This is a genomic window from Streptomyces longwoodensis (assembly GCF_001514125.1).
GTDB classification, from domain to species: Bacteria; Actinomycetota; Actinomycetes; order Streptomycetales; family Streptomycetaceae; genus Streptomyces; species Streptomyces longwoodensis.
On sequence record NZ_KQ948571.1, the window covers coordinates 1 to 13,602 of the forward strand.

The following is a 13,602-nucleotide window of genomic DNA, read 5'->3' on the forward strand; positions in this document are numbered from 1 at the left end:
GTGGTTCGGTGTGTGGGGGGAAGGGGTGTGGGTTGGGTTGTTGGTCTGGTGGTGGGGTGGGGGTTGGGATTAAGGTACCTCCTAGTCGGTTTTTTTCTGGTGGTTCCGTGCCTGGGTTGCGGGGCTGGTTGTGGGAGGAGGGTTGTCGTGGCGCAGCAGGAGCGGGCGATCAGGACGCGTCTTGCGGTGGTGGAGGCGGCTGCGCAGGTGTTTGCGGAGCATGGGTATCTGGCGGCGAAGGTGACGGATATTTTGAAGATTGCGGGGGTGACGAAGGGGGCGTTGTATTTTCATTTTGATTCGAAGGAGGCGTTGGCGAGGGGGGTGTTGGAGGAGCAGACGTCGTATCGGCCGCCGGTGCAGGAGGTGAAGTTGCAGGAGGTGGTGGATCTGGCGATGTCGGTGGCGCACCGGTTGCGGCGTGATCCGATTTTGCGGGCGGGTGCGCGGTTGTCGGCGGATCCGGTGGGGCGTGATCATTACGGTAGTGCGTGGTCGCAGTGGGTGGGGTTGTTGACGGAGATTTTGGAGGAGGCGGGGCGGCGGGGGGAGACGTTGTCGCATGTGGTGCCGCGGGAGATCGCGGAGTTGGTGGTGGGGGCGTTCAATGGGGTGCAGATGTATGCGCAGTTGGAGACGGATCTGGAGGATGTGGAGTATCGGGTGTCGTTGTTGTTGAAGAATTTGCTGCCGTCGATTGCGTCGCCGTCGGTGTTGTTGCGGTTGGATCTGGCGGCGGACCGGGGTGCGCGGTTGGTGGCGGAGGAGCAGGGGCGGGTGCCGGTGGTGGTGTGAGGTGCTGTGGGGGGGGTCTGGTGGGTTCGGCCCCGGCCGGTTGTGAGGGGTGCGGGTGGGGAGGGGGCTGGGGTGGCGGGTGTGGTGGTGAGGGCCGCCGGGCGCGGGCGGCTGCCCTGGCGCGGCCCCCGGGGGGAGGGCGGCCGGGGGCGGGGGCCGTGTGGGCTGTGGGGTGGGTTGTCGGTGGTGCGTGGGGGTGGTGGGTGGGTGGGGATGGTTTGTTTTGCTGTCGCTGGTGGGGTGGTGGCCTGGTCGGCGGGTGTCTGTGGGTGGTGGGGCCCGGGTCGGGGCCTCACACGTGCGCTCGGTGTGCTGCCGGGTGGGGAGTTCCGGCGTGGTGCGCGGGTGTTCTGTGGCGCGGTGCGGGGCTGTGGCGGTGCCAGGATGATGTGCTCGGATGCAGGTTCCTGGGTCTGGCCGTCGAGGGAGCGACGGTCGTGGAGATCGTTGAGGATCTGGCTGGCCGGTTTGTCGTTGGCCGGCCGTTCGTCTTCCCGGGCAGGCGGGTCGTGGCTGATGTCCGCAGGGCTTTTCATACCGCCTTGGCAGGCGTCCGGGGCAGTCCCCAATGCTCGCAGCCGAGGGAAACACCGTCCTTGGGTGTCTTGGACGGTGTTTTGATGGGTGATCGGGGCGGGGTCAGATTTCGCGCCACGCACCCGGCGCGCCAGGGGTGCCGGTCTGGATGTAGTGGCGGATGAGGGTCCACGCGCGGTCGACGGCAATGATGTTGTCGCCGCTGAATGCGGCCAGGTCGTCCATGATGGGCAGGTGCACGGCCGTGTCTGCTGGGGTGGTGCCGTCGCCGATGAGCAGGGACTGCTTCTCAGCGGTGTCGAACAGGTGGATGACTGCTCGATCGTTGAGGAAGCCCAGGGTGAGCAGGGGAAACTCGTCGCCGTGCAGGCGGATTTCGAGGTATCCCTGGCCGTGCGAGCGCAGTGCGGTGAAGTGATCTGTCAGATCCGCGATAGGGGAGGTTCGTTCGGTCGCGGGGAAATGCCGCGATCCGGGGGCCGTTGCTGTCCATGAGACGAGCATTCCTGCAACCTCCTGGTGCATGGCATCCTGCTGGGCACTCTACGAAAGTCCTTGATCGGTGAGGGCGCCGGTGGCAGGTCAGGGCGCTTGGGGTGCCGACGAGGGCGGGGAAGTGGCTGGCCTTGGGCTCGTGGCGGTGGTGCAGGCGACGGCACCCGTTCAGCCGGTCGTCTGCTCGACCCACCCAGCGGTGCGGGCCCGGACGGCTGTCATTTTCCATCTCGGCGGCGGGCGGTGTGCGGCACGATCTGCCGGCGGCGCAGCCCTCCTCGTGGGTGGTCCGAAGGTGTGGCGCTGGTCTGCAGGCAGTCTGGCTGGGTGTTGGTGCCGGGGGCCGGAGCGGGGGCGGACCGGCGGGATGCCGTGCATCGACGGGGTCAGGGCCTGGCTGTCGTGGAGGTCGGCACCCGGGACGCCCGCCGAGAGCGGTAGGCGGTTGTGGTCGCAGGCCAGGTGACTCTTCGGCCCGAGTCTGCTGCGATGGGTCGGGTTCGGTCCGGTCGGGGCCCCCCTTTGACCGCCCGGACACTGACCGGATCGATTGCGCAGCGCGACCGGTCCAGCTCGCCGTTCATGCCAGGTCGGTCGAGGAGTACGCGGTGCGGCGTGGTCCACGCCCGTTCCGTGGAGCAGTGCGTGAACGGCGCCGGTGCACCCGTTTGCCGAGAAGTGTCGAAGACCGGCTGCTGCCGCCGAGTACTGCCTGAGGTGGCGGCGAAGATGATTGCGGCCGAGTTCGCGCGGTCATCGCATCGCCGTCGGTCTCCACCTGGAACGTGTATCGGGGGCTCCGGTGCCGCGTCCTGGAAGATCGTTCACGGCCCGTCTGGCACCATTCGCTCAGCTGTGTCCACGTCCTGCCGGTGCGCGTTGGGTGGCGGAGCGGCAGGGGCGGGTGCCGGCGGCGGTGTGAGGTGGCGTGGGGTGGATCCGGTTGGTCTGGCGGGCGGCGCTGGGGGGCGGGTGAGGGGGCGGCCGGGGGTGCTGTGATGGTGAGGGGGCCGTGTGGGTTGTGGGGTGGGTTGTCGGTGTTGCGCGGGGTGGTGTGTTTTGCTGGTCGGCGGGGTGGAGGGCTGCTTGGTGGGTGTCTGTGGGCGGTCGGTTCTTCCCAACGCTCTTCTTGTGGGCGCAGTAGTGTCATCGTCGTGGTCTTCCAGGTCCGGGCCGGCCGCGGTGTCGTTTGCCTGGCCGTCGGTGCGTATGCGTGCTGCTGTGCAGGGGTGGCTTTCCTGGTCGCCTGCTCGCTGGTTTCGTTGTCCGGGGGCTTGCCGGCGTCGGCGGCGGTGCTGCTGCTCATCACCGCGGTGATGGTCGGTGCGGTCGGTGTTCTGCGGCGCTGCGTGGCGGGTTTCGGGGTTTCCTTCGCGCTGGTCCTGCGGCGCGCCACCGGGCGGTGCTTCGGCGTGTCGGGGCCTCGGTGCCGGCCTCGTCGAGGTCTTTCTCAAGGCCTGGGCCGGTTTTCTTGCACGTCGAAGCAGACCAGCCCCGTCAACTCTGCGGGGCCGGCCGCATAGGCGGAGGTTTCCTGGGCCATGTTCCAGCTCATCCCGAAGTACATGAGTGGGCCACGTGCACTGTCGATCAATGGTCCGGCCGACCAGGGCGAGGTCTCTTCGCTGTCCTCGGTGATGTCGCACCACCGCTGAAGGAGCGCGGCGACGTAAGCGGAGATGCGCTCGGGCGAGGGGCTCGTGGGTCTGGCCGTCGAGATAGCGGTCGTACAGATCGTTGAAGATGCGGCTGGCCAACTTGTCGTCGGCCGGCCGTTCGCCTTCCCAGACAGGTCGTAGCTGATGCCCGGAGGTTCTCATACCGCACTGGCGCATATCTGGGGCAGCACACAACGCTCGCCGCAGCCGAAGGGAACGGCATCTCCGGCTGCTCATCTCGTCGTGGTGGGCGTTGGAGTTGTAGCCCTTGTGACCGGGCAGAGTGTCGGACCTGTGGCGGGGCCGGCCGGGGTGGCCCCAAGGCGGGCGGGGTGCCGTCGGCCGGGGGGAGGGGTTGGGTGATGTCGTGGGCGTGAGCCGCTGTCGTGATGACCTGGAGCGGGGTTCCGCGTCCGTCCCGGATCGGGTGGTGTGTGCTGCCCGTTTTCCGCCGTCGACCGGCGACGGACCCCGTGTCAGCGGGCCCCTTTGTTTTCGCGCGGATGTGAAAGCCGTCCACGCGGTCTCGTGGTCAGCCGGGTCCGCCGGCTGTGTTCGGTTCGCGAGCAGACTCGATACGACCGGTCGAGGATTCCTGCTTTGTGCCACCGGTGCAGGCCGCGCCTGCGGGTCTTCCGCGAGCCGGACCCCGGCTCTGGGAGCAGGAGTTGCCGGGCTGTGCCGTTGCAGTGGACGAGTCGACGACGACCTGCTCCAGCGCCGCCTCCGACAAAAGGATGCCCGGGAGACGGGGCCGGTCTGTCACCGGTCGTAGCCCTGCGGGTGGTTGCCCTGGGTCTTCTGTTGCCGTGGGCGTGCACGGTCTTCGCGGGCTGTGGTGCCCGCGGTGGTGGCAGGGGGCGGGCTTGTGGGCCGGGCCGCCGGGATCGAAGCGCGTCAGCGTTGTGGCTGGTCAGTGCGGTGCCGCCCGGCTTGGTGGGCCGGGCGGCGTTTGCGCTCTGACCGGGTGTGGCCGCATGGCTTGTGTGCGGGTCGTCAGGCCTTTGGGGTGACACCGGCTGTGTGGGCTTTCGCCGTCGTGAAGTGTGGTGCGGGGCCGGGCTGCGCGCGGGGGTGGGCCGGTGGGGGCCGGGACTGCAGACGTGTGGTTCGGGGGTCCTGGGCGGCCCTTGCGGCGCAGTCGGGTGGCGCGGTGGCGCGTGCTGGGCTGTGCGGGCTTTCGCCGTCGTGGAAGCGGGGCCGGGCTGTGGGTGGTGCGGGGTGTGTTGCGGTGCGGGTGCCGTCTGTGGGGGCCTGGCCCGGCTGCGGGGGCCTGGGGTGGGGTGTGCTGCCCGGTGGTTCGGCTGCCCGGCAGTTCAGCGCGGGGCTGCCGGGTCCGGTGGTGCGGTCCGGGCTCCTGCTCCTGGTGGTCTGGGCTCGTGGTGTGGTCCGGGCCGGTGGTGTGGTCGGCGGGCCGAGCCGGCGGGCTGAGCCGGTGGGCCGGTTCGGGGGCTGCTTCGGTGGCCCGGTTGTGCGGTGCGGGGCAGCCCTTTGGTGGCCCCGGGTTCAGGTGGTGGTGGTGATGGTGGTGGTGAAGACGGGGGTGTTGTTCTGGTGGCCGGTGATGAGGACTTGCTGGGGGTGTGCGGGGTCGGGGGTGAGGGTGTGGGCGGTGATGTGGCAGGGGGTGTCGAGTTCGGCGTAGCGGGTGAAGTGGCTGTGGATGGCGGTGGGCAGGCAGGGCCGGTTGAGGTGGGCGGTGGTGGCCTGGCGGGCGGCTTCGAGCAGGACCATGCCGGGGATGTGGTCGACGGGGTGGTCGAAGAGGACGGGGTGGCGGGTGTCGGCGCGCAGTTGCCAGCAGTCGGGGGTGCTGGTGGGGGAGAGGACGACGTCGGTGGGGGAGAGGCGGCCGACGTCCTGGGGGGCCAGGGGGCTGGTCAGGGGCAGGGGTGTGGGGGCGCCGGGGCCGGTGCGGGCGGCGCGCAGGCGGCGGTAGACGGCTGGTGAGGTGCAGTTGAAGGTGGCGGCGCCGGTGGCGGCTATGTGGCCGTCGCGGCGGATGACCACGTTCAGGTGCAGGCCGGAGATGGTGGTGCCGCGGTGTTTGACGTCGCTGCAGGTGACTTCGATCTCGGGGGCTGCGGGGGTGCTGGTGATCAGCAGGTGTTCGGGTCTGGTGTCGACGCTGAGGTCCCACATCAGGAACTGGTGGCCGAGGGGGACGGCGTACTCGGTGTGGGCGAGGAGCAGTCCGGCCTGGCGGATCGTTTCGGCGACCAGCAGCGGGTCGTGGTGGCCGTCGACGGTGGCGAAGTACCCGTGCAGGCGCGGCCACTGGGCGCTGACCGTGAAGTGGTGGGCGCCCAGGCGCTGCCAGCCGGTCAGCATCACTTCGGCGACGCTGGCGCGGTGGACGTATTCCTTGGGCACGGTGGTGGTCAGGGACGGGTGGTGCCGTACTGCGGTGGGTGTGGCTCCCATGGCTGCCGGGGCACCGTGCGCGGTGGGGTGGGCGGCGGGAAGCGCGCGTTCGATCTGGAACGTGCTCGCAGACATGTCTGTCCCCCTCAGCTGACATTGACTGGAAGTGAGGGTTTTCCTCGCCAGGGAAGATACATACCACCCGGTTTAGTTTCTAGGGGAACGAGACCCTCCGCCTGCACGACTTGTGGACTGATCGATTCCACCTCGGATCCCGGCCGGGCCCTGGCGGAGTCACGGCCCCGGTCCCCGCCCGCCCCCGTCGGCCGGTCCACCCCGTGCGACCTGCGAGGCTGCGGGAAACCGCTGCCCCGCGCGGTTTTGTGCGCCGGGGTGCGGGCCGCCGCCGGGCGGCTTCGCGGGGGTGTGGTGGTGCGCCGGTATTTCCGGGGGCGGGCGGGGGAACGGCTGCTTCCGGTTGGGGGGTTACCGGCATCCGGGGCGTGTGCGGGGGCCGGTGGGGGTGTGTGGGTGGTGTGCGGGCCGGGCGGGGGAGGGCCTCAACCCGCCAGCCCTGCCGGTTCCTGACCCCCGCGCCGGGCATAGGTGGCGGGTGCGGGGGCCGTGTGCGGCCGGCCTGTGCGGCCGGTGTCCTCAAGCCCTCGCTGCCGTGGCCAGCGTATCTCTGGCTCCACCGGCCACCGGCCACCGCGATGCCGCCCCACCCCGCCGCGGCTCGGTGCCGGCGGGGCTTGACCGGCTTGTGCCTGCCGCCTCGTCGCGTCGCGGCTCGGTGTCAGCGGGGCTTGACCGGCTTGTGCCTGCCGCCTCGTCGCGTCGCGGCTCGGTGTCAGCGGGGCCTGGCCGGCCTGCGCCCGCCGCCCCCGTCCTCGTCGCGCCGCGCACAGGGGTGTCAACGGCCCGGTACAGGTGGGGACTTGGGCGGGAACCCGCCCAGGGGGCGCGGTGGCGAGCGGGATCTCGGACGGGTTGCGGTACAGCGTCATGCCTACCGCGTGTGACGCGGCATGCCGGGGACCACACCCGGACGGTGACGCTGGTCGGTGCACAGGCGAGGAGTCTGGACCGGTTCGCCGGCCGGGCGAACGAGCGCAGTGAGCACTGCGAGCACTGCGGTGCCGGCGTGCGGGTGGTCCTGCGGTCCGCGGCCGAGGTGTGCCGGCGCCGGCGCGCGCACCGGCTGCTGTGGCCGGTGTGGGCGGTGCCGGCCGCAGTGGGCGGGTGGGGACTGGTGCAGGTGGTGCGCGCCGGGGACGGTCGCGGGTACGACGGCCTGTTCGGCCTGTTGGTCACGGCGGCGGGCACTGTCCTGCTCGGCTGCAGCGCCCTGCGCAGCCTGGTCCTCACCCGGGGCTTCGATACGTCCGGGGTGAGCAGGAGGGACGACCGTGAGCCCTGCGGCGTGCGGCACGGCTGGGCGGCCCCCCGGCCGGTGGACAGCCACGACCGCAGACCTTGACCGAGCCCTTCGACGGGCCTGCTGAGGGAAAGAGGGTCGGAGGACCAGCAGCCCTGCGAGACGTTCCCGCTCATGCCGGTGTACCGGACGAGCACCGAACGGCCCGCCTGCAAGCGCTGCGCTGGACGGGGCCCGAGGGCGGGCCGGCGCGCTGCCGGCCAAGGGGGGTGGCCAGGGACGCCGCCACCGCTCTGGAAGCCCACCCCACCCCCCACCGCCCACCCCCCACCCCCCATCCGCAGGCGTGAGCACAGTTGGGCGCTGCTGGAGACGGCACTGCAACGCCTGAGGGCGGCACGGTAATGCTCAGGGCGGCACGGTGGGGGCCTTGCAGGTCCGGTCGCGCTCTTGTCTGTCGGGGCCGAAGACGCCGTAGGAGCCGGCGTGAAAACCCGGCCGGGGCGGCCGCAGCGCCCCGGTCCTCACAGGTGAACTGGGGTGCTACGCCCGGGGGAGCATGGCGCTGGTGCCGCGGACACGGGCGGTGGTGCGTCGGTAGAGGCGGGTGCCGAGGGTGCGCCACAGGAGGCGGGCGGGGGCGGGCATCTGGGAGAGGAACTGTTGGCGTTCCTGTGCGGTGGTGTCTTCGAGGATGGCGCCGAGGAAGATCAGGAGTTTGGCCTTGGGGACGCTGCGGCGTCCGCGTTCACCGACCTCGGACCACTCGCGGGGCGTGATGTGCTCAGCCATCAGGGGCAGCAGGTGCTCTTCTTCGTCGTCCATGTGCACGGTGGCGTGACGGTCGAGTGTGCGCAGGGCTTCGGCGAGGAGCAGGGCGGTGTCATGCCCGGGCCGGGTGCGCCAGCGGTGCGACAGCTCGGTGGCCGAGGAGAGCGCGCCGGCGATGGCCTCGTGCTGGTCGGCCATCCGTGAGACGACGCCGGTATCGGGGGTGGCGCGCTCGCGCAGCTTGGGCCACAGCAGGTGGTCCTCGCCGTCGTGGTGTTCGCCCAGGGCACCGAGGACCAGGTCGAGGTGGTCGGCGAGTACGGCAGCACGCCGCTGGTCGTGCGGGGCGGCAGCTTCGACCAGGTGGGCCAGGAGCGGTATCTCGCGGCGGAAGACGCGGTGCAGGACGACCATCTCCTGGGGGTCCAGGCGGTCCTCGGCGGTCAACGGACCGGCGGTGGTGGGCATCGGGGGCCACTTCTGTGAGCGAACGGTGATCATCCGGGGGGACCGGCAGCCTAGTGGCCCTGGCTTCGCCGCCGGCAACCAGGTCGAGCCGCTCGCCCACTGCGGCAATCCGGCCGGGGACGGGTGCGTTGCGGCGTAGCGTGATCGGGGCCCTGCCGGCCCCGCCGTCAGCCCGCCATCGAACGCGCCTGGGCGCCGCCGTGCTGTTCGCGGCGTGTCTGCAGCGGTGGCGGACTGCGCTCCGCCCTCCTCCGGGGTGTGCTTCGAGTGCGCCGCGTGCCGGCACATCAGCAGAAGGCTGCTTGCCGTAGGCCGGTCGGTCCCCCGGGTCATGCCCGTGCTTCTGCCCCCGCCGCCTGTCCACCGCAGGGTCGCGGGCGCCGGTGGAGCAGCGATGCCCAGCCCGCCCGTCAGCCGGTTCGGACCCGCCCCGCCCGTCACCTCGCCCGAGCGTGAACCCCCGCTCCCGCGCAGTGCGTTGCGACGTCTGCAGGCTTCCGCGCAACTGCCACCCCCTGGACGTGCTGTGCCCCGGATCCTCAGGGGCGGCGAAGCCCGGCAGGTAACCGACCGGGCCAGGGCGGCCTGGGGGAGGGGCGCCCCGGCCGCTCAGCAGCACAGCTGCCCAGTCGCATGGTGGCCGGTGTGTCCCGGTCCTCGGCTTCACTCGAGCGGGAGGGGGCCGTTTCCTGCCGCTGTACTGCGCCAGGTCCACTGGCGCAGTACAGCGGCAGGCCGGCCTGCCCCGGCCGGCCTGCCCCGGCCGGGCTGGTCCGGCCGGGCTGGTCCGGCCGGGCTGGTCCGCAAGACACCCGGACCGAAGGTGCGGGGTGGTTCTTGTGCAAGCGGTCCCTGGTGATCCTCGAGCGAGTCCGGACCGCCTCTCGAGGCGTGCGGCTCACGATGGCCAAACCGGGACAGCGCAGGAGACCGGGTCCGGGACCGCGCCAGAAGGCCGGGACCGGGGACCGGCGGTGTGAGGCCCGGGGCTCGCACTGACTGTGCGGGCGGACCGGGCCGGGGCCTGTGAGTGCCGGGCCGGGCGCGATGGACGGGAGGGACGGGATGGAGGGTGCGCACACCGTGCTGCGGGTGGAACGCGGCCGGGCCGGCGCGGAGGAGCTCGCGGCTGTGACGGCGGTGCTGCTCGCCCTGCGGGCCAGGGACCAGGCGCACGGCGAGGCGCAGGACAACCTCGCAGGCCAGGCGCCGGACGGGCCGCCGGCGGCGGACCGGTCCTGGTGGGCGTCGGTGCAGGACTTCACCGCGCCCGGCAGCTGGCGGTGAACCGGCCCGCCCTCGTGCTTTCCCGTACCGGAGGCCGTTCGTGGACGGTTCGCGGCCGGGATGCCGCCCGTAGTTCACCCCGCCGCCAGGGACGCTGCCCCCGGGCTGGTCCCCGTCCCCGAGATGCCCGCAGACCGCAGACCGCCACCGGGGGTGCTGCCCTCAGGCCGGTCCCCGACCGGCTGCCGTCCATTGAGTAGTCCCCCGACGGGGTGCTAGCCGTGGGGGGCTCCCCGGCCGGGCGGTGTTCGCGAGCGGCCCCCTCAGGGTGCTGTCCGCGGGTGGTCTCCGACGGGCGGCTGCCGGCGGCCGGTTCCCGGCCGGGCCACTGTCCATGGGCGGGTCCCGACGGGGCCCTGTCCGCGGGAGGTTCACCAATGGGCTGCCCGCGGGTGGTTGCCGTCAGGTGGCTGCTCGCGGTGGGTTCCTGGCCGGGCCGGCGTCCGCCGGCTGCCCCGTCCAGGGGCCGCCCGGCGAGCCGGCCCCGACCGGGTGCCGGTGAGGGGAGCCCGCAGGGGGCCTCCCGGCAAGAGGTGGCCCCGACCGGGTGTTCCGGCGAGGGTCCCCCGGCCGGTCGCTCCCCGGCGATTGGGACCCCCGGCTGGGCGCTCTCCGGTGAGCGGGCCCCGGGCGGGTGCCGGTGAGGCATCGCCCGCAGGGCGCCGCCCGGCGGGCGGTATCCCCGGGGCGGGCGTTGCCCGGATGGCGCGCTACCGGGCCGGGTGGCTGTCCGGCCGGGCGGCTGCCCGTGCGGGGGCGGGCGGGGCGGGCACTGCCGGTCCTGGTGTCCGGCACAGGCCCGCACAGGCAGCACGGGCACGTACAGGCAGCACGGGCACGCACAGGCCCGCAGGCAGCTACGGGCACGCCCAGGCAGCACGGGCACGCACAGGCCCGCAGGCAGCTACGGGCACGCCTAGGCAGGACGGGCACGCCACAGGCAGCACAGGCACGCACAAGGCAAGTGATCAGGCGGTTTTGACCATGTTCGGTGTGGAAGCGGGGCGGGATCGTGTGGACCTGCCCGGGAAAAGGGGCCAGCGATGACGACGACGACGGCGTTCGCTTCTTTGGAGCCGGCCGACCTGCACGGCCGGGTGGCGGAGCTGCAGCAGATCCGTGAGCAGGCGCTGGCCGGCCCGGGCCGCAAGGCGACCGAGGCGCAGCACGCGCGCGGCAAGCTCACCGCCCGCGAACGGATCGACCTGCTGCTGGACACGGGTTCCTTCCAGGAGGTGGAGCCGCTGCGCCGCCACCGCGCCGGCGGCTTCGGGATGGAGGCCAAACGCCCCTACACCGACGGTGTGGTCACCGGCTGGGGCACGGTGGAGGGGCGCACCGTCTTCGTCTACGCGCACGACTTCCGCATCTTCGGCGGCGCGCTGGGCGAGGCCCACGCCCAGAAGATCCACAAGATCATGGACATGGCCATCGCGGCCGGCTGCCCGCTGGTCTCCCTCAACGACGGCGCCGGCGCCCGCATCCAGGAAGGCGTGACCGCGCTGGCCGGCTACGGCGGCATCTTCCGCCGCAACACCCAGGCCTCCGGGGTGATCCCGCAGATCTCCGTGATCCTGGGCCCCTGCGCCGGCGGCGCCGCCTACAGCCCGGCCCTGACCGACTTCGTGTTCATGGTCCGCGACACCTCGCAGATGTTCATCACCGGCCCCGACGTGGTCAAGGCCGTCACCGGCGAGGAGATCACCCACAACGGCCTGGGCGGCGCGGACGTGCACGCCCAGACCAGCGGCGTGGCCCACTTCGTCTACGACGACGAGGAGACCTGCCTGGCCGAGGTGCGCTACCTGCTGTCCCTGCTTCCCTCCAACAACCGCCAGCCCCCGCCGCGCACCGCGTGCACCGACCCGGCCGCCCGCCGCTCGCCCGCACTGCTGGACGTGGTCCCCGCCGACGGCAACCGCCCCTACGACATGAGCCGCGTCATCGAGGAGATCGTCGACGACGGCGAGCTGATGGAGGTCCACGAGCACTGGGCCCGCAACATCATCTGCGCGCTCGCCCGCCTGGACGGCCACGTCGTGGGCATCGTCGCCAACCAGCCCCAGACCCTCGCCGGTGTCCTGGACATCGAGGCCAGCGAGAAGGCCGCCCGCTTCGTGCAGTTCTGCGACGCCTTCAGCATCCCCATCCTGACCCTGTTGGACGTGCCCGGCTTCCTGCCCGGCGTCGACCAGGAACACGGCGGCATCATCCGCCACGGCGCCAAGCTGCTGTACGCCTACTGCAACGCCAGCGTGCCGCGCATCTCGCTGGTGGTGCGCAAGGCCTACGGCGGCGCCTACATCGTGATGGACTCCCAGTCCATCGGCGCGGACCTCACCTACGCCTGGCCGGCCAACGAGATCGCCGTGATGGGCGCCGACGGCGCCGCCAACGTCATCTTCCGCCGGCAGATCGCCCAGTCCGAGGACCCCGAGGCCACCCGCGCCGAGCTCGTCAAGGAATACAAGTCCGAGCTGATGCACCCCTACTACGCCGCCGAACGCGGCCTGGTCGACGACGTCATCGACCCCGCCGCCACCCGCGAAGTACTCATCAGGTCCCTGTCGATGCTGCGCACCAAGCACGCCGCCCTGCCCTCGCGCAAGCACGGCAACCCCCCGCAGTAGCAGCCCCCGCACACGGCGGCACCGGCCGCTACGACTGCTGCAGCCGCAACGGCACCCCCCGGCCCGCAGCAGCCCCTCCCGGCCCACGCCCCCCCGGACACCGGGCCCGCCCCCCTCGCAGGGGCGGGCCCGCACTCCGGCGCCACCGGTGCTGCCGGGTCCGCCCGCCGCACGGCGCAACGGCCCGCACCCCGGCGCCGCCAACCCCGCCCCGCCCCGCCAGGTCCGGGCGGGACCGAGGGCCAACCTGCCCCGAAGTCCGCCCCGCGAGCCCGGCCCGCCCCAGGCCCCGGCGCCCAGCGCCCGGCCGGGCGGCCACCGCAGTGCGGGCCCCGGTGCCCAGGCCCCGGTGCCCGGGCCCCGGTACGGCCCGGGGGCGCGGTGCCCGGCGCGGGCGGCGGGCGGCATGTGGCGGGCGCGGGCGGCAGCTTGGCGGGTGGCGGGTGAACGCACGAACGCACGAACGCACGAACGCACGGATGCTGCGCGGCGCGGCGGGGTGCGGCGCGGGTGTGGTGGTGGGTGGTGGGTGTTGGTGAAGGAGAGGGCAGATGGTCAAGCAGGAGCGGGCGGCCCGTACCCGGCAGGCGCTGATCGAGGCGGCGGCCGCGGTGTTCGCCCAGGAGGGCTTCGCCGCGGCGTCGCTGAGCACCATCAGCCGGCAGGCCGGCGTCAGCAACGGCGCCCTGCACTTCCACTTCGCCAGCAAGAACGCCCTCGCCGACGCCGTCGAGGCCCAGGCCTGCCAGCGGCTCGCCCGGATCACCGCAAGCGTGCCGGCGCGCCCGGGCCCGCTGCTGCAGCAGGTCATCGACGCCACCCACGCGCTGATGGACGCCCTCGCCGCCGACATCGTCCTGCGCGGCGCCTTCGCCCTCGCCTGCGAGCCCACCCGAGCGCGCCAGGGCAGCCCGCACACCCACTGGCAGCGCTGGCTCGAGGACACCCTGCGCCGGGCCGAAGCACACGGCGCGCTGGCCCGGGGCGTCCGCGCGGCGGACGCCGCCCGCACCCTGACCGCCGCGACCGTGGGCTTCGCCGTCCTCGGCGCCGACGACCCCTCCTGGCTCGCCCGCACCCGCACGACCGCCCTGTGGACCACCCTCCTGCCGGGCCTGGCCCCCCGCCACGACCTGCCCCGCCTGCGCAGCACCGGCTCCCACCCCGCCACCCCCCACCACCCGCACCCCCGGCCCTGACCCCCACACCCCGCCACCCC

At 72.6% G+C, this 13,602-nt stretch carries 8 protein-coding genes; 5 read left to right on the forward strand and 3 right to left on the reverse strand.

The features are described 5' to 3' along the window. Positions 1-147 precede the first annotated feature (147 nt). Positions 148-795 carry a ScbR family autoregulator-binding transcription factor gene (locus AQJ30_RS36260; RefSeq protein WP_067242476.1) on the forward strand — a complete coding sequence of 216 codons (648 nt, stop codon included), beginning with the start codon at positions 148-150 and terminating at the stop codon, positions 793-795. A gap of 639 nt (positions 796-1,434) precedes the next feature. Here the strand turns inward: AQJ30_RS36260 and AQJ30_RS36265 are convergent. Together AQJ30_RS36265 and AQJ30_RS39915 are read right to left on the reverse strand one after the other, a co-directional pair. Further along, positions 1,435-1,857: a hypothetical protein gene (locus AQJ30_RS36265; RefSeq protein WP_169808517.1), complete on the reverse strand. Its 423-nt coding sequence runs from the start codon at positions 1,855-1,857 to the stop codon at positions 1,435-1,437. Between the two features lie 3,134 nt (positions 1,858-4,991). Then, a complete protein-coding gene (locus tag AQJ30_RS39915) occupies positions 4,992-5,984 on the reverse strand; it encodes a ScbA/BarX family gamma-butyrolactone biosynthesis protein (RefSeq protein WP_067242482.1) in 993 nt (330 codons plus the stop codon). A 916-nt stretch (positions 5,985-6,900) separates the two neighbouring features. Between AQJ30_RS39915 and AQJ30_RS36275 the strand changes: the two genes are divergently transcribed. Continuing rightward, the gene (locus tag AQJ30_RS36275; RefSeq protein WP_067242485.1) at positions 6,901-7,329 is read left to right on the forward strand and encodes a hypothetical protein; all 429 of its coding nucleotides are present in this window, start codon (positions 6,901-6,903) and stop codon (positions 7,327-7,329) included. Positions 7,330-7,770: 441 nt separating this feature from the next. Here the strand turns inward: AQJ30_RS36275 and AQJ30_RS36280 are convergent, their stop codons facing one another. Then, positions 7,771-8,466 carry a hemerythrin domain-containing protein gene (locus AQJ30_RS36280; RefSeq protein WP_067242488.1) on the reverse strand — a complete coding sequence of 232 codons (696 nt, stop codon included), beginning with the start codon at positions 8,464-8,466 and terminating at the stop codon, positions 7,771-7,773. 1,065 nt (positions 8,467-9,531) lie between these two features. Here AQJ30_RS36280 and AQJ30_RS39730 point away from each other — a divergent pair. From AQJ30_RS39730 to AQJ30_RS36295, 3 genes are all read left to right on the forward strand, one after another. Beyond that, a complete protein-coding gene (locus AQJ30_RS39730; protein ID WP_067242490.1) occupies positions 9,532-9,753 on the forward strand; it encodes an acyl-CoA carboxylase subunit epsilon in 222 nt (73 codons plus the stop codon). A 1,043-nt stretch (positions 9,754-10,796) separates the two neighbouring features. After that, positions 10,797-12,383 carry an acyl-CoA carboxylase subunit beta gene (locus tag AQJ30_RS36290; RefSeq protein ID WP_067242493.1) on the forward strand — a complete coding sequence of 529 codons (1,587 nt, stop codon included), beginning with the start codon at positions 10,797-10,799 and terminating at the stop codon, positions 12,381-12,383. Between the two features lie 551 nt (positions 12,384-12,934). Beyond that, positions 12,935-13,582 carry a ScbR family autoregulator-binding transcription factor gene (locus AQJ30_RS36295; RefSeq protein ID WP_067242495.1) on the forward strand — a complete coding sequence of 216 codons (648 nt, stop codon included), beginning with the start codon at positions 12,935-12,937 and terminating at the stop codon, positions 13,580-13,582. Positions 13,583-13,602 lie beyond the last annotated feature (20 nt).

Coding starts and splice junctions, on each gene's coding strand:
- AQJ30_RS36290 (WP_067242493.1), top strand. CDS start 10,797: ATGACGACGACGACGGCGTTCGCTTCTTTGGAGCCGGCCGACCTGCAC.
- AQJ30_RS36265 (WP_169808517.1), bottom strand. CDS start 1,857: ATGCACCAGGAGGTTGCAGGAATGCTCGTCTCATGGACAGCAACGGCC.
- AQJ30_RS39915 (WP_067242482.1), bottom strand. CDS start 5,984: ATGTCTGCGAGCACGTTCCAGATCGAACGCGCGCTTCCCGCCGCCCAC.
- AQJ30_RS36280 (WP_067242488.1), bottom strand. CDS start 8,466: ATGCCCACCACCGCCGGTCCGTTGACCGCCGAGGACCGCCTGGACCCC.
- AQJ30_RS39730 (WP_067242490.1), top strand. CDS start 9,532: ATGGAGGGTGCGCACACCGTGCTGCGGGTGGAACGCGGCCGGGCCGGC.
- AQJ30_RS36295 (WP_067242495.1), top strand. CDS start 12,935: ATGGTCAAGCAGGAGCGGGCGGCCCGTACCCGGCAGGCGCTGATCGAG.